Source organism: Micromonospora sp. NPDC047707, assembly GCF_040704235.1.
GTDB lineage: Bacteria > Actinomycetota > Actinomycetes > Mycobacteriales > Micromonosporaceae > Micromonospora.
In genome coordinates, this window is the sequence record NZ_JBEYSU010000016.1 from 1 (window position 1) to 19,992 (window position 19,992).

18 protein-coding genes are annotated in these 19,992 nt (G+C 73.5%); 9 read left to right on the forward strand and 9 right to left on the reverse strand.

Annotated elements, in window-relative coordinates; all coding sequences use genetic code 11:
* Positions 1-91: 91 nt before the first annotated feature.
* A complete protein-coding gene (locus AB0873_RS18485; protein WP_155329458.1) occupies positions 92-1,381 on the reverse strand; it encodes an adenylosuccinate synthase in 1,290 nt (429 codons plus the stop codon).
* A 125-nt stretch (positions 1,382-1,506) separates the two neighbouring features.
* On the opposite strand from AB0873_RS18485, the gene AB0873_RS18490 reads away from it, so the two are divergent.
* Both AB0873_RS18490 and AB0873_RS18495 read left to right on the forward strand, forming a co-directional pair.
* A complete protein-coding gene (locus AB0873_RS18490) occupies positions 1,507-2,502 on the forward strand; it encodes a hypothetical protein (protein ID WP_366600935.1) in 996 nt (331 codons plus the stop codon).
* Between the two features lie 67 nt (positions 2,503-2,569).
* Positions 2,570-4,789, forward strand: a complete 2,220-nt coding sequence (locus AB0873_RS18495) for a chromosome partitioning protein (RefSeq protein ID WP_366600936.1) — start codon at positions 2,570-2,572, stop codon at positions 4,787-4,789.
* A gap of 48 nt (positions 4,790-4,837) precedes the next feature.
* Here the strand turns inward: AB0873_RS18495 and AB0873_RS18500 are convergent, their stop codons facing one another.
* Positions 4,838-5,266: a DUF3151 domain-containing protein gene (locus AB0873_RS18500; protein WP_155329460.1), complete on the reverse strand. Its 429-nt coding sequence runs from the start codon at positions 5,264-5,266 to the stop codon at positions 4,838-4,840.
* A 260-nt stretch (positions 5,267-5,526) separates the two neighbouring features.
* Here AB0873_RS18500 and AB0873_RS18505 point away from each other — a divergent pair, with 260 nt between their 5' ends.
* Positions 5,527-6,774 carry a hypothetical protein gene (locus AB0873_RS18505; RefSeq protein ID WP_366600937.1) on the forward strand — a complete coding sequence of 416 codons (1,248 nt, stop codon included), beginning with the start codon at positions 5,527-5,529 and terminating at the stop codon, positions 6,772-6,774.
* 55 nt (positions 6,775-6,829) lie between these two features.
* Here AB0873_RS18505 and fbaA read toward each other — a convergent pair whose 3' ends face one another.
* Positions 6,830-7,852 carry a class II fructose-bisphosphate aldolase gene (gene fbaA / locus AB0873_RS18510; protein ID WP_366600938.1) on the reverse strand — a complete coding sequence of 341 codons (1,023 nt, stop codon included), beginning with the start codon at positions 7,850-7,852 and terminating at the stop codon, positions 6,830-6,832.
* A gap of 137 nt (positions 7,853-7,989) precedes the next feature.
* A complete protein-coding gene (locus AB0873_RS18515; protein ID WP_366600939.1) occupies positions 7,990-8,370 on the reverse strand; it encodes a phage holin family protein in 381 nt (126 codons plus the stop codon).
* 136 nt (positions 8,371-8,506) lie between these two features.
* On the opposite strand from AB0873_RS18515, the gene AB0873_RS18520 reads away from it, so the two are divergent.
* The 6 genes from AB0873_RS18520 to AB0873_RS18545 all read left to right on the forward strand — a co-directional run bounded on the left by AB0873_RS18520 (position 8,507) and on the right by AB0873_RS18545 (position 16,405).
* Positions 8,507-8,719 carry a hypothetical protein gene (locus tag AB0873_RS18520; protein WP_155329464.1) on the forward strand — a complete coding sequence of 71 codons (213 nt, stop codon included), beginning with the start codon at positions 8,507-8,509 and terminating at the stop codon, positions 8,717-8,719.
* A 275-nt stretch (positions 8,720-8,994) separates the two neighbouring features.
* Entirely contained in the window at positions 8,995-10,563 is a 1,569-nt protein-coding gene (locus AB0873_RS18525) for an LPXTG cell wall anchor domain-containing protein (RefSeq protein ID WP_366600940.1), read from the forward strand.
* Positions 10,564-10,695: 132 nt separating this feature from the next.
* On the forward strand, positions 10,696-12,135 hold the full coding sequence (locus AB0873_RS18530; RefSeq protein ID WP_366601022.1) for a 3' terminal RNA ribose 2'-O-methyltransferase Hen1: 1,440 nt from the start codon (positions 10,696-10,698) through the stop codon (positions 12,133-12,135).
* Positions 12,132-14,651: a polynucleotide kinase-phosphatase gene (locus AB0873_RS18535; protein ID WP_366600941.1), complete on the forward strand. Its 2,520-nt coding sequence runs from the start codon at positions 12,132-12,134 to the stop codon at positions 14,649-14,651. The genes AB0873_RS18530 and AB0873_RS18535 overlap by 4 nt, the downstream gene beginning before the upstream one ends.
* A gap of 101 nt (positions 14,652-14,752) precedes the next feature.
* A complete protein-coding gene (locus AB0873_RS18540; RefSeq protein WP_366600942.1) occupies positions 14,753-15,538 on the forward strand; it encodes a thioesterase family protein in 786 nt (261 codons plus the stop codon).
* A 153-nt stretch (positions 15,539-15,691) separates the two neighbouring features.
* Positions 15,692-16,405: a VTT domain-containing protein gene (locus tag AB0873_RS18545; RefSeq protein ID WP_155329468.1), complete on the forward strand. Its 714-nt coding sequence runs from the start codon at positions 15,692-15,694 to the stop codon at positions 16,403-16,405.
* A gap of 134 nt (positions 16,406-16,539) precedes the next feature.
* On the opposite strand, the gene AB0873_RS18550 is transcribed toward AB0873_RS18545, so the two are convergent.
* The 5 genes from AB0873_RS18550 to AB0873_RS18570 form a co-directional block, all read right to left on the reverse strand.
* Positions 16,540-16,917 carry a metalloregulator ArsR/SmtB family transcription factor gene (locus AB0873_RS18550; RefSeq protein ID WP_007454255.1) on the reverse strand — a complete coding sequence of 126 codons (378 nt, stop codon included), beginning with the start codon at positions 16,915-16,917 and terminating at the stop codon, positions 16,540-16,542.
* Positions 16,918-16,974: 57 nt separating this feature from the next.
* Positions 16,975-17,514, reverse strand: coding sequence for an orotate phosphoribosyltransferase (pyrE, locus tag AB0873_RS18555; RefSeq protein ID WP_155329469.1), 540 nt, complete (start codon positions 17,512-17,514; stop codon positions 16,975-16,977).
* Positions 17,515-17,659: 145 nt separating this feature from the next.
* Positions 17,660-18,469 (reverse strand): SDR family oxidoreductase, encoded by an 810-nt coding sequence (locus AB0873_RS18560; protein WP_155329470.1) that lies wholly within the window; start codon positions 18,467-18,469, stop codon positions 17,660-17,662.
* Between the two features lie 9 nt (positions 18,470-18,478).
* Positions 18,479-19,087, reverse strand: a complete 609-nt coding sequence (locus AB0873_RS18565) for a hypothetical protein (protein ID WP_366600943.1) — start codon at positions 19,085-19,087, stop codon at positions 18,479-18,481.
* Positions 19,088-19,160: 73 nt separating this feature from the next.
* Positions 19,161-19,946 carry a hypothetical protein gene (locus AB0873_RS18570; RefSeq protein WP_366600944.1) on the reverse strand — a complete coding sequence of 262 codons (786 nt, stop codon included), beginning with the start codon at positions 19,944-19,946 and terminating at the stop codon, positions 19,161-19,163.
* Positions 19,947-19,992: the final 46 nt, after the last annotated feature.

Consider the following 19,992-nt stretch of genomic DNA (forward strand, 5'->3'; position numbering starts at 1 on the left):
GATCGACCAACTCCACCAACTCGGCTACCAAGTCACGGTCCACCCCGCACAAGCAGCCTGACCTGATCACCACGACCGCCCGATTTTCGTATCAGGGGAGGAGGGGGTGGCGGAGTACGTTTTCCTCGCGGCCTGGTCCTACGCCGACGACGCTGACCTGGGTGCCGCAGAGTTCTTCGATGCGGGCGATGTAGCGCCTCGCGTTCTCCGGGAGTTCGTCCTCGGTTCTGGCCTTGGTGATGTCTTCCCACCAGCCGTCGAGTTCCTCGTACACCGGGGTGGCGTGGTGGAAGTCGGTCTGCGTCATCGGCATGTCGTCGACCCGCCGGCCGTTGATCTCGTACCCGACGCAGATCGGCACCTTCGGCAACCCGGTCAGCACGTCCAGCTTGGTCACCACCAGGTCGGTGACGCCGTTGAGGCGGCACGCGTACCGGGCGACGACGGCGTCGAACCAGCCGCACCGGCGCTCCCGGCCGGTGGTCGTGCCGTACTCGTGGCCGATCTTGCGCAGGTGCTGGCCGTTGTCGTCGAACAGCTCGGTCGGGAACGGCCCGGAGCCGACCCGGGTGGTGTACGCCTTGCTCACCGCGATGACCTTGGTGATGGCGGTCGGCGGGATGCCCGCGCCGACGCACGCCCCGCCGGCCGTCGGGTTCGACGAGGTCACGAACGGGTACGTGCCGTGGTCCATGTCGAGCATGGTCGCCTGGGCGCCCTCGAGCAGCACGGTCTCGCCGCGGTCCAGCGCGTCCCAGAGCATCGCCCGGGTCTCCGCGATGTACGGCGTGAGCCGCTCGGCGTACTCCAGGTACTCCTCGACGGTCGCGTCGACGTCGATCGCCTTGCGGTTGTAGACCTTGAACAGGATCTGGTTCTTCTCGCGCAGGGCGAGTTCCAGCTTCTTCCGGAGGATGCCCGGGTCGAGCAGGTCCTGCACGCGGATGCCCATGCGGGCGACCTTGTCGCCGTACGCGGGCCCGATGCCCCGGCCGGTGGTGCCGATCCGGGACGAACCGAGGTAGCGCTCGACGACGCGGTCCAGCGCCCGGTGGTGCGGCATGATCAGGTGCGCGTCGCCCGAGATGCGCAGCCGGGAGACGTCCACGCCGCGCTCGGCGAGCCCGTCGATCTCGGTGAGCAGCACCTTCGGGTCGACCACCACGCCGTTGCCGATGACGATCCTCGCGCTCGGCGAGAGGGCGCCCGACGGCATCAGGTGCAGCGCGTACTTCTGCCCGTCCGGCGTGATCACCGTGTGACCGGCGTTGTTGCCGCCGGAGTAGCGCACGACGTAGTCGACCCGCTCACCCAGCAGGTCGGTAACCTTGCCCTTGCCCTCGTCGCCCCACTGGGCACCGAGGAGCACGATCGCTGGCATCTTCTCAGCCTCCAGAAGGCTCGGGTGCCAGGTGGCGACCGGTCAGCGAGCCCGGGGTGTCAGGCTAACAAGTAGTGACGGCGCGACCGGCAGGGGTTGCGCCGAGAGTCAGGAGGCTCCAACCCGTGTACGACGTGGTGCTGCTCACCCTCGGCTCGGAGCGGGACGCCCCCGGCGGCTGCGGCAGCGGCGACGGCTGCTGCGGTGGCGCGGGCGAGGCGGCCGCCAAGCCGGCCGAGGAACGCTGCGAGACGCCGCGCGTACCGGTGCTGGCCTGCGCGGACGCGCTGACCGCGCGCGGCGCGCGGGTGGAGACGGTGACCGCCCGCTCGGACGCGGAGATCGACGAGGTGCTCGCCCGCCTCGACGGCCCACCCCGGCCGGACGGCCTCGCCTGGCCCGACCCCGACTCCAAGACCCGCCTCGTCGTCGCCACAGCCAGTGACGCACAGTTGCGCGCCGTGGTGCGCCGGCTGGTCCGGCGGTACGCCCCACCGCCGAGCCGCCGCCCGGAGGACCTGGCCGCCAACCGGACCGTGCCGGACCTGCCGCCGGTCGGCGTACTCCCGCTCGATCCGGCCCGCAGCGGCGCGCACCGGGACCTGGCGGCGCAGCTCGGGTTGCCCCGTGACCCGGCGGCGGTCGCCGCCGCGGTGCTGGACGGCGCACCCCGACGGCTGGACCTGCTGCGCAACGACGGCGGCTCGGTGACGCTCGACGGCGCGCTGCTCGGCGCGGCCGACGAGGGCGGCCGGCCGCTGCACTGGCGGGGCCGGGTGGAGGTCGACGACACGATCCTCACCGCGGGCGACGAACCGCTGCTCGCCTGCGCGATCGGCAACGCCGGTGGGTACGCCCGGCTGGACGACGTGGCGCTGCTCGCGACCCCGGACCCGACCGACGGCCTGGTCGAGGTCGCGGTGGCCGTCCCGGTGGTCGCCCGGTCGCGGTGGGGTCGCAAGCGGGTACGACTCGAGGTCCGCCGCGCCCGTGGGCGGGCGGTGGCCGTGGTGCCCCGCGAGGGCTCCGTCCCGTTCGTCGACGACGGCGCCGAGGGCACGTTGAGCCGCAAGCGGTCCTGGTGGACCGAGCCGGGCGCCTGGGCGGTGTGGTCGGCCTGACCGGTCCCGGCGATCCGACCCGGCCGGTCCGGGGGCCTATCCTCGGCAGGAGGAATGGGGAGGACTCGTGGTGGACGAGAACGCCGACCGGTCGTACGCGCCCGGCCAGCAGCCGGTGCCCGAGCGGGACATCGAACCACTGTGGCCCGCAGCCCAGGCAGAGGGAGCGCCGTCCTGGGCGCCACCGGGCGTCCCCGGCCAGCCACCCGCGTCCGCCGGGCCGGCGGTGGGCGGCGGGGCGCCGGTCCCGGGTGGCTGGGCGATGATCGGCCCGCCCGGAGCCACCCGTCCGTGGACCCCGGACCCGACCGACGACCGCACCGGCGCGTCGCCCGACGGTGGCGCCTCGTCCGGGTGGGCACCCGCCGACGCCGCATCCGGCTGGGCGCCCGGCGGCCCTTCCCCGTCCGGGTGGGCGCCCGGAGGGGCTCCGGCCCAACGCGGCGATCCGGCCCGGTGGGGCGGCCAGACCCCGCTGCCCCCATTGCCGCCCGGTCCGGCCCACGGCACCCATCCGGCGACGACCGGGGGCAACCTCCCTGGACCGGACGCCGCAACCGCGCCGGTGAGCGGCGGCTCGGCCTTCCCGCACCCCGCCCCACACACCGGTACGGCGTCCGGCGGCACGGGCGCGGGCCACGCCGGCCCGCCACCGGCCTCCGGCGCGGCGGCGGTGCCGGCGCCCCGACCCGGTCAGCCCGCCGGCGTCGACCTCGACCTGCCGTTCAGCCTCGACGCGGCCGGTCCCGCCGGCCCGGGCACCGGCGCTCCGGGCACCGCCGGGGCGCGAGGGGAGCCATCGAGGGCGGGGCACTCCGGCGAGGGCTACGCCGAAGCGCGGGGCGAGGGGTCGGCGGCCCCGCGGGCCGCGGAGAGCTACGCCGGAGCGCGGGGCGGGACGTCGGCGGCCCGGCACGCCGGCGGGGACCACACCGCGCCCGGCGGCACGCCCGCCGGCCGGGCCGGCGAGTCTCCGTGGGCCCAGCCCCCGCAGCGACCCGGGCCGACCGAGCCACCCGGCCATCCGGGCACGGCATCGCCCGCCGAGCCGACCCACCCGGACGCCGGGGGGACCCCGCCGGAACCCGCCTGGACGCCACCGGCCGAGGCGGGCACGCCGTCCGCCGCCTGGGGCAACGACACCGCCCCCGCCTGGGCGGCGCCGACCGAAGCCGTCCCGGCCGCGACCCCGCCCGAGTCGGGCGCCCCCGGCGAGGCGGCTGCCGTGCCACCGCCACCCGGCCCGTTCCCGCCCCAGCCCGGCTGGTATCCGCCGCCCTGGCAGCAGAGCCCGGTGGCGCAGCCCGGGCAGTACCCGACACCGGAAGCGGCCCCCCAGGCGGGGTGGAGCCCGGAGGTGGGTGCCCCGCCGACGGCCGAGGACTTCGCCCGGCGCCGGCAGGTGCGCCCCGCGGACCCGGTGGCCACGATGGGCGTCCGGGCGGTGGCCAACCGCATCGGGCTGCGCTTGCCGCCCGGCCGGCACGAGCAGGAACTGCGGCGGGACATCGAGATGGTCCGCCGCAACTTCGGCGGGCTGCGGCAGGTGACCGTGGTCAACCCGAAGGGCGGCGCCGGCAAGACCGTCGCCATCCTGCTGCTCGCCATGACGTTCGGCCAGAAGCGCGGCGGTTACGTGCTGGCCTGGGACAACAACGAGACCCAGGGCACCCTGGGCATGCGCGCCCAGCAGGACTTCCACGCCCGTACCGTCCGGGACCTGCTGCGCGACCTGGGGCAGTTCCACGGCTCGCACGGGCGGGTCGGCGACCTGTCCCAGTACGTGCGGTCGCAGGGTGAGGGGATGTTCGACGTCCTCGCCTCGGACGAGTCGGCCACCGGCGGCGAGATGCTCACCGCCGCCGCGTTCGCCGAGATCCGCGAGGTGGTCAGCCGCTTCTACAAGCTGATCTTCGTGGACACCGGCAACAACGTCCGGGCCCAGAACTGGCAGGCCGCGATGGACGCCACCGACCAGTTGGTGGTCACCATGTCGGCGCGGAACGACTCGGCCGAGACGGCCGCCCGGATGCTCGACCACCTGGAGCAGAGCGGGCGGCAGCGGCTGGTCCGGCAGGCGGTGACGGTGGTCTCGATGCCGCCGTCGCGCAAGGAGATCGACCTGCCGGCCATCCAGGAGCACTTCTCGGCGCGGACCCGGTCGGTGCTGCTGGCCCCGTACGAGCGGCTCATCGACACCGGCGAGCCGATCCGGTACGGGGCGCTCTCCGCCGCCACCCGCGACGCCTGGCTCAAGATCGCCGCAGCGGTCGCCGAGGGCCTCTGACCCACGACGAGGGCCGGCCACGCACCCGGCCGGCCCTCGGTGGTGCGGTCAGTTGCTGGCCAGGGCGTCCGCCGCAGCCGGGTCGCAGTCGCGGAGGAACTGGGCGCAGCGGGCCGCCTCGTCCGCCTCCCCGATCGCGTCGGCGGCCCGGGACAGCACGTAGAGGCAGCGCAGGAAGCCCCGGTTCGGCTCGTGCGACCACGGCACCGGGCCGTGCCCCTTCCAGCCGCTGCGGCGCAGCTGGTCGAGGCCCCGGTGGTAGCCGGTGCGGGCGTACGCGTACGCCGGAATGACCTGGCCCGCCGCGAAGGCGCGGGCCGCCAGCGCGGCCCAGGCCGCGCTGAAGGTCGGGAAGCGCGCCGCCACCTCGGCGAACGCCTCGTCGCTGCCGGTCTCCTCGGCGGCGGCCAGGGCAGCGTCGGCCTCGTCGTGCGCGGGCAGGAGGGTGGCCGGTGGCTCCGGCAACAGGTTCTGCATCGTCCCATTCAACCCGCTTCGCAACGCGACACGCGAGAGGGTTGGCGGACCCGGTCGGCTGAACGGGTGAGGAGTTGGTCACGCCTGCGGCCCATGCCGGAGCGGGATGTTTTCCACTACAACTAATGGTCCGGAGCCTCCCCAGGACCCGGTTTCGCAGGAGCCCGGTGGCCGCGCCACCGGGCTCCTGCCCATGGGGGCCGGTTCCGCCCGGCCCGCGGGTGGTTTGGCGGGTTGCCGGGACCGGGCAGGATGATCCGGTGCCGACCCCACCACCCGCGGACGTCATCGAGCCGCACATCTGCGCCGACGAGGTCGAGACCCGCACCGAGTTCGACCGGCGGCTGGCCACCGGCAGCCTGGCCGGGCTGACCGTGCAGGGCCTCCGGCTCGACCTCGACCCTCCCGACCTCCGCGGCGTGGCCGTCGCCGGCACGCTCTTCGTCGGCTGCCGGTTCGCCTCCCGGGAGGTCGGTGCCGACCTGGTCCGGCGCGGCGCGAACGTGGTGCCGCCCTTCTCCGGGCTGCCGTACCCCACGCAGCCGTCGCACCTGTACACCCCGGAGGACCTGGCCGCCGGTTTCGCCGACGGCGGCTTCGAGGGCATGTACGACACCCGCGTGTACGCGCACTTCCGCACCCACGGCGGTGCGCTGCCGGACGTCCGGGAGGCGCTCGGCCAGCGGCTACACGACCACGGTGTGGACAACGCCCTCGCCGACGCCACCCGCGCCTGGCTGGCCACGCACGGCCCGCAGTCGGTGGTCGGCATCATGGGTGGGCACGCGGTGCCGCGGGGCAGCACGCCGTACCGGATGGCGGCCGTGCTGGGTCGCGAGCTGGCCCGGGCCGACCGGCTGGTGGTCACCGGCGGCGGGCCCGGCGTGATGGAGGCGGCGAACCTGGGGGCGTACCTGGCGCTGCGGCCGGCCGCCGACCTGGACGCGGCGATCGACCTGCTGGCCGGGGCACCCGACTTCACCGACCACGACCGGTACACGGCGGCGGCGCTGCGGGTCCGGGAGTTGTTCGGTGCGGCGCTCCCGCCGCCGGCGGGCACCGGCGACGCGGCCAGTCGGTCCCGCGCCGACTCGGCCGCCCTCACGGCCGGCGACGTGGACTGGGCGCGCGGCGGCGGGCTCGCCATCCCGACCTGGCTGTACGGGCACGAGCCGGCGAACCTGTTCGCCGGGCGGATCGCCAAGTACTTCTCGAACGCCATCCGGGAGGACACGATCCTGCGGCTGGCCCGGGGCGGGATCGTGTTCGCGCCCGGCCGGGCCGGCACCGTGCAGGAGGTGTTCCAGGCGGCGACGAAGACCTACTACGGCACCGACGGGGCGAGCGGCGCGTACGTGTTCCTGGACCGCGCGTACTGGACCCGCGAGCTGCCGGTGGAGTCGCTGCTGCGCCCGCTGCTCGCCGCGTCCCCGTTCGGGGACCTCTCACCCACCATCCACGTGACCGACGACGTCCGGGTGGCCGTACGCCTGCTCACCGGGGCCTGAAGACGCGAGCGGCCGGCTCCCCTGCGGGGAGCCGGCCGCGGTACGCGTCAGCGCGTCACTTCATCCTGGTGCCGGTGGAGCGCAGGGCCTCGCAGGCCTCGACCACCCGGGCGGCCATGCCGGCCTCGGCGGCCTTGCCCCAGACCCGCGGGTCGTACATCTTCTTGTTGCCGACCTCGCCGTCGACCTTGAGGACGCCGTCGTAGTTGCGGAACATGTGGTCCGCGACCGGACGGGTGAAGCAGTACTGGGTGTCGGTGTCGATGTTCATCTTCACCACGCCGTAGTCCAGCGCCTCCCGGATCTCCGACAGCAGCGAGCCGGAGCCGCCGTGGAAGACCAGGCTGAGCGGCTTGTCCTTGCCATACTTGCCGCCGACGGCCACCTGGATGTCGTGGAGCACCTCAGGGCGGAGCTTGACGTTGCCCGGCTTGTAGACGCCGTGCACGTTGCCGAAGGTCAGCGCCGCCATGTAGCGGCCCTTCTCGCCCAGGCCGAGCGCGTCGACCATGGCCAGGCCGTCCTCGACGGTGGTGTACAGCTTCTCGTTGATGGCGTTCTCGACGCCGTCCTCCTCGCCGCCGACGACGCCGACCTCGATCTCGAGGACGATCTTGCCCTTGGCGGCCTCGGTGAGCAGCTGCTCGGCGATCTCCAGGTTCTCCGCGACCGGCACCGCCGAGCCGTCCCACATGTGCGACTGGAACAGCGGCTCCTGGCCGTTCTTGACGCGCTCCTGGGAGATGCCCATCAGCGGCCGGACGAACTTGTCCAGCTTGTCCTTCGGGCAGTGGTCGGTGTGCAGCGCGATGTTGACCGGGTAGTTCTTCGCCACCTCGCGGGCGTACAGGGCGAAGGCGGTCGCGCCGGTGACCATGTCCTTCACGGACGGGCCGGACAGGTACTCGGCGCCGCCGGTGGAGATTTGGATGATGCCGTCGCTCTCCGCGTCGGCGAACCCCTTCAGCGCCGCGTTGAGGGTCTGCGAGGAGGTCACGTTGATCGCGGGGTACGCGAACCGGCCTGCCTTGGCCCGGTCCAGCATCTCCGCGTAGGCCTCGGGGGAAGCGATGGGCATGTCGAACGCTCCTTACTTACCGCTCTCGGCCGTCACCGGCCGCTGTTGTCCTTGGGTGCGCCGGACCGCGCTGTCCACCGCCGGCAGTATCCCGTAGAAGGTGGCGGCCGGCACAACCGACCCGGTGCCCGCGGTCATCACCCTTCCAGGCTGTCCGGCACGACGACGCTGATCAGCCAGGTCACGACGGCCATCACGATCGCACCCCAGAAGGCCGCCCAGAAACCGTCCACCTGGAACGGCAGGTCCAACACGCCAGCGATCCAGTCGGTGAGCAGGAAGAGCAGGGCGTTCACCACCAGCGCGAACAGCCCGAGGGTGAGCAGGTAGAAGACGCACCCCACCACCTGGATCAGCGGCTTGAGCACGGCGTTGACCACACCGAAGATCAGTGCCACCACGATCAGGGTGAGGGCGGTGTTCGCGCCGGACCGGCCGCTCACCTCCACCCCGGGCACGATGAGCGTCGTGATCCACAGCGCGACCGCGGTGATCGCCAGCCGGATCAGGAAGCCCATGCCATCCATCGTGGCACCGGCGCACCGGGCGGGGGCGCCATTCCGGTTTCCTCGTTCGTCCCGGCTCCGAGCGGGGACGGTGGTCAACCCGTACGGTGTGTGGGGTAGCTGTCCGCACGAGATCCAGGGAGGGACGATGGGTCAGCCCGACGAGGACTTCGCCCCGAGCGACCACCTCGCTCCGGAGGAGCGGGACCTGGAGGCGGAGCCGGCCGACGCGGTGGAGCAGGCCACGGTCGTCGGTCCCAGCGAGGTCGACGTCGAGCCGCACCGCGGCCTGGAGGTCGCCGACTGGGATGCCATGGAGCAGGCCCGGGTCGTCGCCGCCGACGAGGACGACTACCGCTGACGCTCGGCAGGACCGGCCGGCCGGTGCTGCCCCCGGACACGGGGTGCGGCACCGGCCGGATCCATGTCAGCGGACGGGACGGCCGGGACGGACGCAGCACCAGGACGGTCGATGCGCTCACCTCGCGTGACGGCGGACCCGGCCGTTGCGGCGGAGATGATCAGCCGTTCGGTCGATGTTGCCGCTCGGGCAGCGTCAGGGACAGCAGACGTGCTTAAGGACTCCTTAAGATCCGCTGGCCACCACCTCTGGCGACCCCCATCGAAGGAACCCCCATGCTCAAGCACTCCACCCGGCGCTGGTTCGCCGGGATCGGCGTCGCAGGCGCGCTCGTCGCCGCCTCCGCGACTCCCGCGACCGCGCAGGCTCCCGACGTGGAGCTTGGCGTCTACATGAACGACCTCACCATCGCCACGGACTCCGCGGGCAAGATGGACGGACCGCTCCTGTTCGCGTCCGAGCCGGTCGTCGTCGAGGGCCTGGCGCTCCGCTTCGACTACCGCGCCCTGGCCGGCAAGATCGAGGTGAAGTCCCAGGAGCCGACGCTCGACGGCTGCGAGGCGCCCGAGGCCGGTGTGCTGGTCTGCACGTCGCCGTTCGAGACCGAGCTGTACGACTGGCAGTACGGCGTCCTCCAGGTCCTCTTCACCGCCACGGACGACGCCGCGGAGGGGGACAGCGGTGATCTCAAGATCACTGTGAGCGCGGACGGGTTCGACCCGGCCACCTACACCTCCACGGTCCGGGTCGGCGAGGGCGTCGACCTCGCGGGCACCGAGGATGAGACCACGGTCTCCGCCGCTCCGGGGGCGAGCTTCACCAGCCCGATCACCCTGCGCAACGCGGGGGAGACGACCGTCAAGGGCGCCGTCGCGATCTTCGACACCGACTACGGCATCCGCGCCGGCAAGCGCTACAGCAACTGCACGTACGAGGGCGACGCGCTGCGCACCTGCCGCTTCGACGACACCGTGTCGGTCGGCGAGTCGCTCCGGGCCGACCTGGCGTACGCGCTGGGCGCCGACACGTACGCGCCGGGCAACGAGTACGCCTACTACAGCTGGATGACCGTCGCCGAGTTCGAGGACTTCGCCGCCTACGTGAAGGACCTCGGCGGTTCCGTCGGCGAGCCGGGCGACGGCCCGGCGCTCACCCTCTCGACCGCCGCGGTCACCCGTGGTGTGCAGGCCGACACCAACCCGGACAACAACTGGTCCGGCCTCGAGGTGACCGTGACCGGAAAGAACGGCGCCGACCTGGAGGCGATCGGCGACAAGGTCGCGGGCAAGGCCGGTGACGAGGTCGTCGCGACCGTCGGCTTCCGCAACAACGGTCCGGCCACCCTCGACTACACCCGCTCCTGGTCCTCCGTCACGTACATGACCGTGGAGATCCCGGCGGGCACCACCGCGATCGGCGCCCCCGACGTCTGCCTCCCGGTCAAGGGCGAGGACGAGATGGGTGAGCCGGGTGAGCCCGGTGCGCGGAAGTACTTCTGCTACTCGGAGCCGTTCGTGAAGGCCGGGGAGGAGCCGGTCGTCGAGTTCGCGCTGAAGATCGACAAGGTCGTCCCGAACGCGACCGGCACCGTGAAGATCAACGAGAAGTGCGAGTGCGACGGTGGTTTCCCCAACGACCTGAAGCCGGCCAACGACACCGCCAAGCTCGTGGTCAACGCGACCGGCAACGGTGGCGGCGCGGGTGGCGGTGACGGGGACGACCCGACCCTGCCGATCACCGGTGACTCGACCACCCTGGTGACCGTCATCGGCGGCCTGCTGCTCATCGCCGGCGCCGCCGGCTACGTGGTGACCCGCCGTCGCAAGACGCGCTTCGTGGCCTGACACCTCCCACCACCCGGTGCCCCGCCGACCTGTCCGGTCGGCGGGGCACCGTCCGTTACGGGCGCGATCCAGGCCCGACGGCAGGGCAAAACGGGACGACACAAGATCGACGAGACTGACACCATGGGCGGCGTGCTGCTCACCCTCTCCACCACCCACCGTCCGGCGACCGACCTCGGTCACCTGCTGGTGAAGCACCCCGACCGGGCGCACTCCTTCGACGTGCCCGTCGGCACCGCGCACGTGTTCTACCCGGAGGCCGGCGAGGACCGCTGCACCGCCGCCCTGCTGCTCGACGTCGACCCGCTGCGCCTCGCCGGCCCGCGGGGCAAGGGCCGGCAGGCGGCGGCGACCCCCGACACCTTCACCCTCGGGCGGTACGTCAACGACCGGCCGTACGCGGCGTCCAGCCTGCTCTCCTCCGCCCTGTCCCGGGTGTTCCGCTCGGCGCTGCGCGGCGAGTCCCGGGACCGGCCGGAGCTGGCGCGTACGCCGATCCCGCTGGAGGTCCGCGTGCCGGTGCTGCGCTGCCGCGGCGGCGTGGACGTCGCGGCGCGGATGTTCGGCCCGCTCGGCTGGACGGTCACCGCCACCCCGGTCCCCCTCGACGAGACGCACCCCGAGTGGGGCGACAGCCGGTACGTGGACCTCACGCTGACCGGCACGCTGCGGGTGGCCGACGCCCTCAACCACCTGTACGTGCTGCTGCCGGTCCTGGACGACGCGAAGCACTACTGGGTGGCTCCGGACGAGGTGGACAAGCTGCTCCGGGCGGGCGCGGGCTGGCTGGCCGACCACCCCGAACGGGCGATGATCAGCCGTCGTTACCTGGCGCACCGGCGGGCGCTGGCCGGGCTGGCGCTGGCCCGGCTGGCCGAGGAGCGGCTCGCCGACGAGCCGGCCGCCGTCGACGCCGACACCGTGGAGGAGGCCACCGAGGAGGCCGGACCGGTCCGGCCGTCGCTCGCCGTGCGCCGGCGGGAGGCCGTGCTCGCGGCGCTGGCCGAGGCCGGTGCGAGCCGCGTGCTGGACCTGGGCTGCGGCGGCGGGGCGCTGCTCGCGGCGCTGGTGGGCGACCGACGGTTCACCGAGATCGTCGGCACCGACGTCTCCACCCGGGCGCTGGCCCTCGCCGCGCGGCGGCTGCGGCTGGAGCGGCTGCCGGAGCGGCAGCGCGACCGGATCCGGCTCTGGCAGTCCGCGCTGACCTACCGGGACGACCGGCTGCGCGGGTACGACGCGGCGGTGCTGATGGAGGTGATCGAGCACGTGGACCCGCCCCGGCTGCCCGCGCTGGAGGACACCGTGTTCGGCCACGCCCGACCGCACACGGTCGTGGTGACCACCCCGAACGTGGAGCACAACGTCCGCTACGAGGGTCTCCCCGCCGGACGCCTCCGGCACGCCGACCACCGGTTCGAGTGGACCCGCGCCGAGTTCGCCGGCTGGGCCGCCCGCGTCGGTTCCACGTACGGCTACACCGTCGTCCTGCGGGGGGTCGGCGACGACGACCCCGAGGTGGGCGCACCGACCCAACTCGCCGTGTTCACCCGGACGGAGGCCGACCGATGACCGTCCTCGACATTCCCGAGCTGGCCCTGGTCGCGCTGGTCGGCGTCTCCGGCTCGGGCAAGTCCACCTTCGCCCGCCGGCACTTCGCGCCGACGCAGGTGCTCTCGTCCGACGCCTTCCGGGGATTGGTCGCCGACGACGAGAACGACCAGTCGGCGTCCGCCGACGCGTTCGACGTATTGCACTACGTCGCCGGCAAGCGGCTGCGGGCCGGCCGGCTCACCGTGGTCGACGCGACGAACCTCCAGCCGCACGCGCGGGCAGCCCTGGTCCGGGTGGCCCGGGAGCACGACGTGCTGCCGGTCGCGATTGTGCTGGAGGTGCCCGAGGCCCTGGCGTGGGAACGTACGGAGTCGCGGGCCGACCGCACCTTCGGGCGGCCGGTGCTGGCCCGGATGCAGCGGGACCTGCGGCGCACGTACGGGCAGCTCGCCCGCGAGGGCTTCCGGAAGGTGCACGTGCTGCGCGGGGTCGAGGAGATCGAGGCCGCGCAGATTCGCTACGAGAAGCTCTTCAACGACCGCCGGGAGCTGGCCGGGCCGTTCGACATCGTCGGCGACGTGCACGGCTGCCGGGCCGAGCTGGAGGCGCTGCTGGTCCGGCTCGGCTGGGAGCTGGTGCGGGACGACGCCGGCCGGCCGGTGGACGCGACGCACCCGTCGGGGCGTACCGCGGTCTTCGTCGGTGACCTGGTGGACCGCGGCCCGGACTCGCCCGGCGTGCTCCGCCTGGCGATGGGCATGGTCGCGGCCGGACATGCGCTCTGCGTGCCCGGCAACCACGAGCAGAAGCTGCTGCGCAAGCTGCGCGGCCGGGACGTGCGGCTCACCCACGGCCTGGCGGAGACGATGGCGCAGCTCGCCGCTGAGCCGGAGACGTTCGCGGCCGAGGTGGCGGCGTTCGTCGATGGCCTGGTCAGCCACTACGTGCTCGACGGCGGCCGGCTGGTGGTGGCGCACGCCGGGCTGAAGGAGGAGTACCAGGGCCGCGCGTCCGGCCGGGTCCGCGCGTTCGCCCTGTTCGGGGAGACCACCGGCGAGACCGACGAGTACGGGCTGCCGGTGCGCTACCCGTGGGCACGGGAGTACCGGGGGTCCGCGACGGTCGTGTACGGGCACACGCCCACGCCGGAGCCGGAGTGGATCAACAACACGATCTGCATCGACACCGGCTGCGTGTTCGGCGGCCGGCTCACGGCGCTGCGCTACCCCGAGCGGGAGCTGGTCTCGGTGCCGGCGGAGCGGGAGTGGTACGCGCCGGTCCGCCCGCTGACCGCCGCGCCGGCCCGTCCCGACGAGGTGCTGGAGCTGACCGACGTGACCGGCCGGCGGCACGTCGAGCACCCGTACGGGTCGCTGACCGTGCCGGCGGAGAACGCCGCCGCGGCGCTGGAGGTGATGAGCCGCTTCGCCGTGGACCCGCAGCGCCTGGTGTGGCTGCCGCCCACGATGGCGCCGTGCTCGACGTCGACCGTGGACGGCTTCCTGGAGCACCCGGCCGAGGCGTTCGCCGACTACCGCGCGGCGGGCGTGGACCGGGTGGTCTGCGAGGAGAAGCACATGGGCTCGCGGGCGGTCGTCCTGGTCGACCGGGAGCCGGCCCTCGGCCCGTTCGGCGGCGGCGCGGTGTACACGCGGACCGGCCGGCCGTTCTTCGGGTCGCCGCTGGACGACGAGCTGCTCGCCCGGGTCCGGACGGCGGTGGGCGTCGCCGGGCTCTGGGCCGAGCTGGACACCGACTGGCTGCTGCTCGACTGTGAGCTGCTGCCCTGGTCGGCGAAGGCGGGCGGGCTGATCCGCGAGCAGTACGCGAGTGTCGGCGCCGCCGGCCGGGCGGCCCTGCCCGCGGCGCTGGCCGCGCTGGACGCCGCCACCGCCCGGGGGATCGACCTGGGCGAGCTGCGGGACCGGACGACCCGCCGCCGGGACGACGTGGCCGCGTACTCGGCGGCCTACCGGGCGTACGTAGGGCCGACCGACGGCCTACGCGGGGTGACCCTGGCACCGTTCGCGGTGCTGGCCGGGGCGAAGTCGGCCTACCCGGACCGGGACCACGGCTGGCACCTCGACCTGGCCGACCGGCTCCACGCCGCCGACCCGGCGTTCGTGACGCCGACCCGCCGTCGGGTGGTCGACCTGTCCGACCCGGCGGCCGAGGCGGAGGCCACCGACTGGTGGCTCGGGCTCACGGCGGCCGGCGGCGAGGGCATGGTCGTCAAGCCGTACGCCGGGCTCGCGGCACGGTCGGCGCGGGGATCGCTGCTCCAGCCGGGCGTCAAGTGCCGGGGCCGGGAGTACCTGCGGATCATCTACGGTCCCGGCTACACCGAGCCGGACCAGCTGGCCCTGCTGCGTCGCCGGTCCCTGGGCCGCAAGCGTGGCCTCGCCCTGCGGGAGCACGGCCTCGGGCTGGCCGCCCTGGACGCGCTGGTCGCCGGGGCGCCGCTGTGGCGTCGTCACGAGCTGGTGTTCGCGATCCTCGCCTGCGAGTCCGAGCCGGTCGACCCGCGCCTGTAGGTGCAGGCTGCCTCGACCTCCGCGCGGTCGGGGCGGCACGGCTGGCCGCCCGGTCATCCGGGTCGATCAAGCGGGCACGGCGGCCGGTAGGGTCGCCGACCATGACGTACGAGGCGTTCTACGAGCCGGCCGGCGCGGGCCGGTTCCGCGCCACCGCGGCGACGGCCGGCCCGTGGGATCCGGCCGCCCAGCACGCCGGCCCACCGTCGGCGCTGCTCGCCCGGGCCCTCTCCGCCCACGAGCCGGTCGACGGGCAACTGCTCAGCCGCGTCACGGTGGACATCCTGCGCCCGGTGCCGGTGGCGGAGCTGACGCTGCGCGTACGGACGCTGCGCGCCGGCCGCCGGATCACCCTCGTCGAGGGGGTCGCCGAGGCCGGTGGCCAGGAGGTGCTGCACGCCCGTGGCTGGCGCATCATCGCGCCGGCCGAGCGGACACCGGCCACTCCGGACGACGCCCCGGCGGTGCCCGGCCCGGATTCCGGCGCCGATCCGGAGCTGTGGGCGACCGCCCACACCGGCGGCTACCTGTCGAGCATGCAGTGGCGGGTCGTGTCCGGCGGGTTCGCGGAGCCCGGCCCGGCCCGGGTGTGGGCGCGGCCCCGCATCCCGCTGGTGCCCGGCGAGCCGGTACGCCCGGCCGAGCTCGCGTTGCTGGTGGCCGACTCGGGCAGCGGGGTGAGCGCCCGGCTGGACCTGGCCCGCTGGCTCTTCGTGAACGTGGACCTCACGGTGACGCTGCACCGGCCGCCGCGCGGCGAGTGGCTGCTGCTCGACTCGGCGACCACGATCGGTCCGCACGGCTCCGGCGTCGCGGCCAGCCGCCTCGCCGATCTCGACGGCACCGTCGGCGAGGCGCTGCAGACGCTGGTGGTGGCCCCGCGCTGACGCGGATGCGGCCCGGCGGGCGCGGCGGTCAGCGGGTCACCAGGCCACTGTGACGTCGCCCACCGGCCGGATCGGGCAGCCGCCTAGACTACGGACGTCCGTCGCCGCCGGTGACGACCGTCCGCCAGCCGACCGACCTCGGAGGTCACCCTCGTGTCGACGCCCACCACCACCCTGGCCCTGGGCCCGGACTGGCTCGATCCCGAGGTGCTGATCTCGACGTTCGGCCTCCTCGGCATCCTGGTGATCGTCTTCGCCGAGTCGGGCCTGCTGATCGGGTTCTTCCTGCCCGGTGACTCGCTGCTGTTCACGGCGGGCCTGCTCACGGCCGACGGGCAGTACATCACCTGGCCGCTCTGGCTGGTCTGCCTGCTCATCACCCTGTCGGCCATCGCGGGCGACCAGGTGGGGTACGCGTTCGGCCGCAAGGTGGGCCCGGCGCTGTTCCGCCGGCCGAACTCGAAGCTGTTCAAGCAGGAGAACCTGTTGAAGGCGCACGACTTCTTCGAGAAGTACGGCGCCCGCTCGATCGTGCTGGCCCGCTTCGTGCCGATCGTGCGGACGTTCACGCCGATCGTCGCGGGCGTCAGCCGGATGAACTACCGCACGTTCGTCGTCTACAACGTGATCGGCGGCATCCTCTGGGGCACCGGCGTGACGGTCCTCGGCTACTTCCTCGGCCAGATCCCGTTCGTCAAGGCGAACATCGAGGTGATCCTGATCGCGATCGTCGCGATCTCGGTGGTGCCGATCGTGGTCGAGCTGCTGCGGGCGCGCATGGCGGCGAAGCGCGGCACGACCGCCGCGGAGCGGGCCGCCGCCGAGGAGGCGATCCGGGAGACCCGGGAGCACTACGGCAAGCACTGAGCCGGGCCGGCAACGGCCCGGGGCGGGCGCCTACCGGGGCGGTACTGATCGTGACGGCTTCGGCCGTCCGGCAGTCCCGGCCGGCCGTCCGGCGCCATCCCTGGTCGGGGAGGGCGCCGGACGAGCGGTACGGGTCAGCGCGCCTTCTTGGTGGCGCGCTTGCGCGGCGGGGTCAGCAGATCGGCGATGGTCGCGATCGCGCTCGGCACCAGCCGGTAGTACGCCCAGACCCCGCGCTTCTCCCGCTCCAGCAAGCCGGCCTCGGTGAGGATACGCAGGTGGTGGCTGACCGTCGGCTGCGAGAGGCCGAGGGGCGCGGTCAGATCGCACACGCACGCCTCCCCCTCCGGAGCCGACTGGATCAGGCTGAGCAGCCGCAACCGGGCAGGGTCGGCGAGGGCCTTGAGGACCCCGGCCAGCCGCTCGGCATCGGCACGTTCGATCGGCTCGCCGGCAAGCGGCGAGATCTGAGGCATGGTCATTTCAGCCAACGCAGTTCCCACGTATTCCATCCTTCCACCAGCAGCATCGATCCGCCTGCATATCAGCAGATCCGAATCGGCAGACTTTTACGCCACAAGGCCGAGGTCAGCCAACGTATAGGCCGCTCGGTACGGCAGTCCGGCGGCTCGCACCGCGTCGCCGGCGCCTCGATCAACAATAACCGCCACGCCCGCCACGTCGGCCCCGGCCTCGCGAAGCGCCTCGACGGCGGTCAACACGCTCTGACCGGTGGTGGAGGTGTCCTCGACCGCCAGCACCCGTCGCCCGGTCACGTCGGGCCCCTCGATCCGACGCTGGAGGCCGTGCGCCTTGCCCGTCTTGCGGACGACGAAGGCGTCCAGGGGGCGGTCGGTGCCGGCGGCGGCGTGCAGCATCGACATCGCGATGGGGTCGGCCCCGAGCGTCAACCCACCCACCGCGTCGTACGCCCAGTCGGCGGTCAGCTCCCGCATCACCCGGCCCACCAACGGGGCCGCCTCGTGATGCAGCGTGACGCGTCGCAGATCGACGTACCAGTCCGCTTCGCGTCCCGAGGACAGCACCACCCGTCCATGGACCACAGCCAGGTCGGTAATGAATTTACGCAGGTCGTCGTGGTCCCCCATGGCGATAGAGGGTACTGCTCGACGCTGTGAGCCGCGTGTCGGGTCCACCCGTGTCAACCCTGCGGGCGATAAGACGGACGGCGATGTCCCGCTACGCTGAGCCACTGCTCACCGGCACGGCGGGGCCCGTCGTGCCCCGGGTCGGTCAGCGTGCGTCGCGCCCGATCCGGCCGCGGGTGTCGCGGGAGACGGCCTCGAGAAGCCGCCGAGGCGCGTGCCGCAGGCCGGCAACGGCCACTTTGTACTTCCACGCCGGCACGCTGACCAGCTTGCCTTTGCCCAGGTCACGCAGGCCTTCGTCGACGACGTCCTCGGCCCGCAGCCACATCCACTCCGGGGTCTTCGACATGTCGATGCCGGCCCGACCGTGGAACTCGGTGCGGGTGTAGCCGGGGCAGAGCGCCATCACGCGTACGCCGAACGGGCGGGCGGAGAGCCCGACCGACTCGCTGAAGTTGGTGACCCACGCCTTGCTGGCCGAGTACGTCGATCCGGGCATGACCGCTCCGAATCCGGCAACGGAAGAGACATTTATCACTGCCCCGTGCCGCCGCTCGGTCATCGGACGCAGGGCGGCCAGGGTCAGCCGCATCACGGCGTGCACGTTGAGCCGGAGCAGGCGGGCCTCCGCCTCGGCCGACGAACGCAGGAACGGCGTGTTGAGGCTGATGCCCGCGTTGTTCACCAGCAGCTCGATCGGCGAACCCTCGGCGAACCGCCGCTCCACGGCCGCGCAACCGTCGTCGGTGGACAGGTCCGCCGAGATCGTCTCGACCTCGTGGCCGTGCCGGCCGGTCAGCTCGGCGGCGAACTCCGCCAGCCGGGCCGTGTCCCGGGCGACGAGCACCAGGTGCCAGCCGTCGGCAGCGAGCCGCCGCGCGAAGGCGGCGCCGATGCCGGCGGTCGCGCCGGTGACGAGGGCCCGTCGCTCGGTGGTCGGCTGGTCGAGCGTCACGGGCGGTCCTCACCTCGGGGGGTACGGGGGCGGGTACGCCGGGGCGTACGGCGCCGGTGCCGGCCGGCGGAACCAGGCGGACGCCGCGGGGAGCGCCAGCAGCACGGCCACCACAAGGTAGCCGAGCACCTGCCCGACGGAAAGCCCTGCGCCGAGCGGGATCCACCAGCCCGGGTACGCGTCGTCGAGCCGGGCCAGCAACTCGGCCACACCCCGCTCGTTCTCGTCGAGCTCCAACGGAGTGGCCCGCTGGACGGCCAGCCCCGCCAGCCCGCAGCAGCCGGCGAGCATCCCCAACCCGGCGACGACCCACGTCCCGACCCGGGCGCCGGACCGGCCGGCGCCCACGCCGACGGCGAGGACGGCAAGCAGCAGCCCGGCGACCAGGCTCACCAGTGCGCCGAGCACGGTCCAGGCGCCGACCCCGAACACCATCGTGTCGATCTCGTCGGCGCTGGCCGAGGTGTCCCGCGCCGCCGACCGGAACGCGTCGACCGTGCCGGCCAGAACGAACACGCTCGTGACGGCGTACGCGACGGCGACGGCCGCCATCGCCACCAGCAGCACGACGGCCGCCGTCACCACCGCGGGGCGACGGACCCGATCGGGGTACGACACGACTGGTCCCTCCGGATAGGCGTCGGGTTGCAACCTATCCGGAGGGATCGTCGTCGTCGCCGCTATCCGACGTTCAACTCACCGGCGGCGGGGTCGGACCGGGGCGGTCGGACCCGGGGTGCGCCTCGCCGCCCTGCTCCGGGCCGCCCGGCTGGCCGGGGGCGCCCGGCGTGGGGCCGGCCTGCGGGTGGCCCGGCTCGCCCGGGGCCGACGGGTAACCCGGGGTCTGCGGGTACCCGGGCTGGCCGGGGGTCGACGGGTACGCCGGGTAGGCGGCGCCGGGAACCGGTGGCTCCCACGCCGGCTCCTGCTTGCGGAAGAACTCGTTGGCCTTCGGCAGGGCGAGCAGGATCAGGGCCGCCAGCAGGGCGATGATGCTGAGAACGGTGAGCAGCAGGGTCACCGGCTCGTACCAGGACGGCAGGGCCTCGTCGAGACGACGGTTGATCTCCTCCTGGCTCGGCACGTCGCCGCTGGTCTGGCCGCCCATCGCGTTGCCGGCGGCGGTGCCGGCCAGCGCCAGACCGGAGCAGCAGAGGGCGATGCCGCCGACCACCCAGGTGATGATCCGGGCGACGTTCTTCCCCCGGTTGTTCAGCAGGGCGAGGACGACGAGCCCGACCGCGAAGAGCAGGCTGACGATGCTGCCCCCGACGAGTGCGAAGGCGATGACGCCCTCGCTGCCCTCCGCCTCGGTGCCGGCGAAGGCGTCCCGGTAGACGTCCTGGAACGTGCCCAGCGTGCTCAGACCGATGATCAGGCTCAGCACGGAGAGGGCGGCGTAGAACATGAGCAGGTAGCTGGAAATGGTCACGACGCTCGGGCGTACCCGGGCGGACTGCTGGTGGGGATCGACCACGATTCTCCTTCCCTAGATCGCGCACACACCGTACCGAGTGCGGACC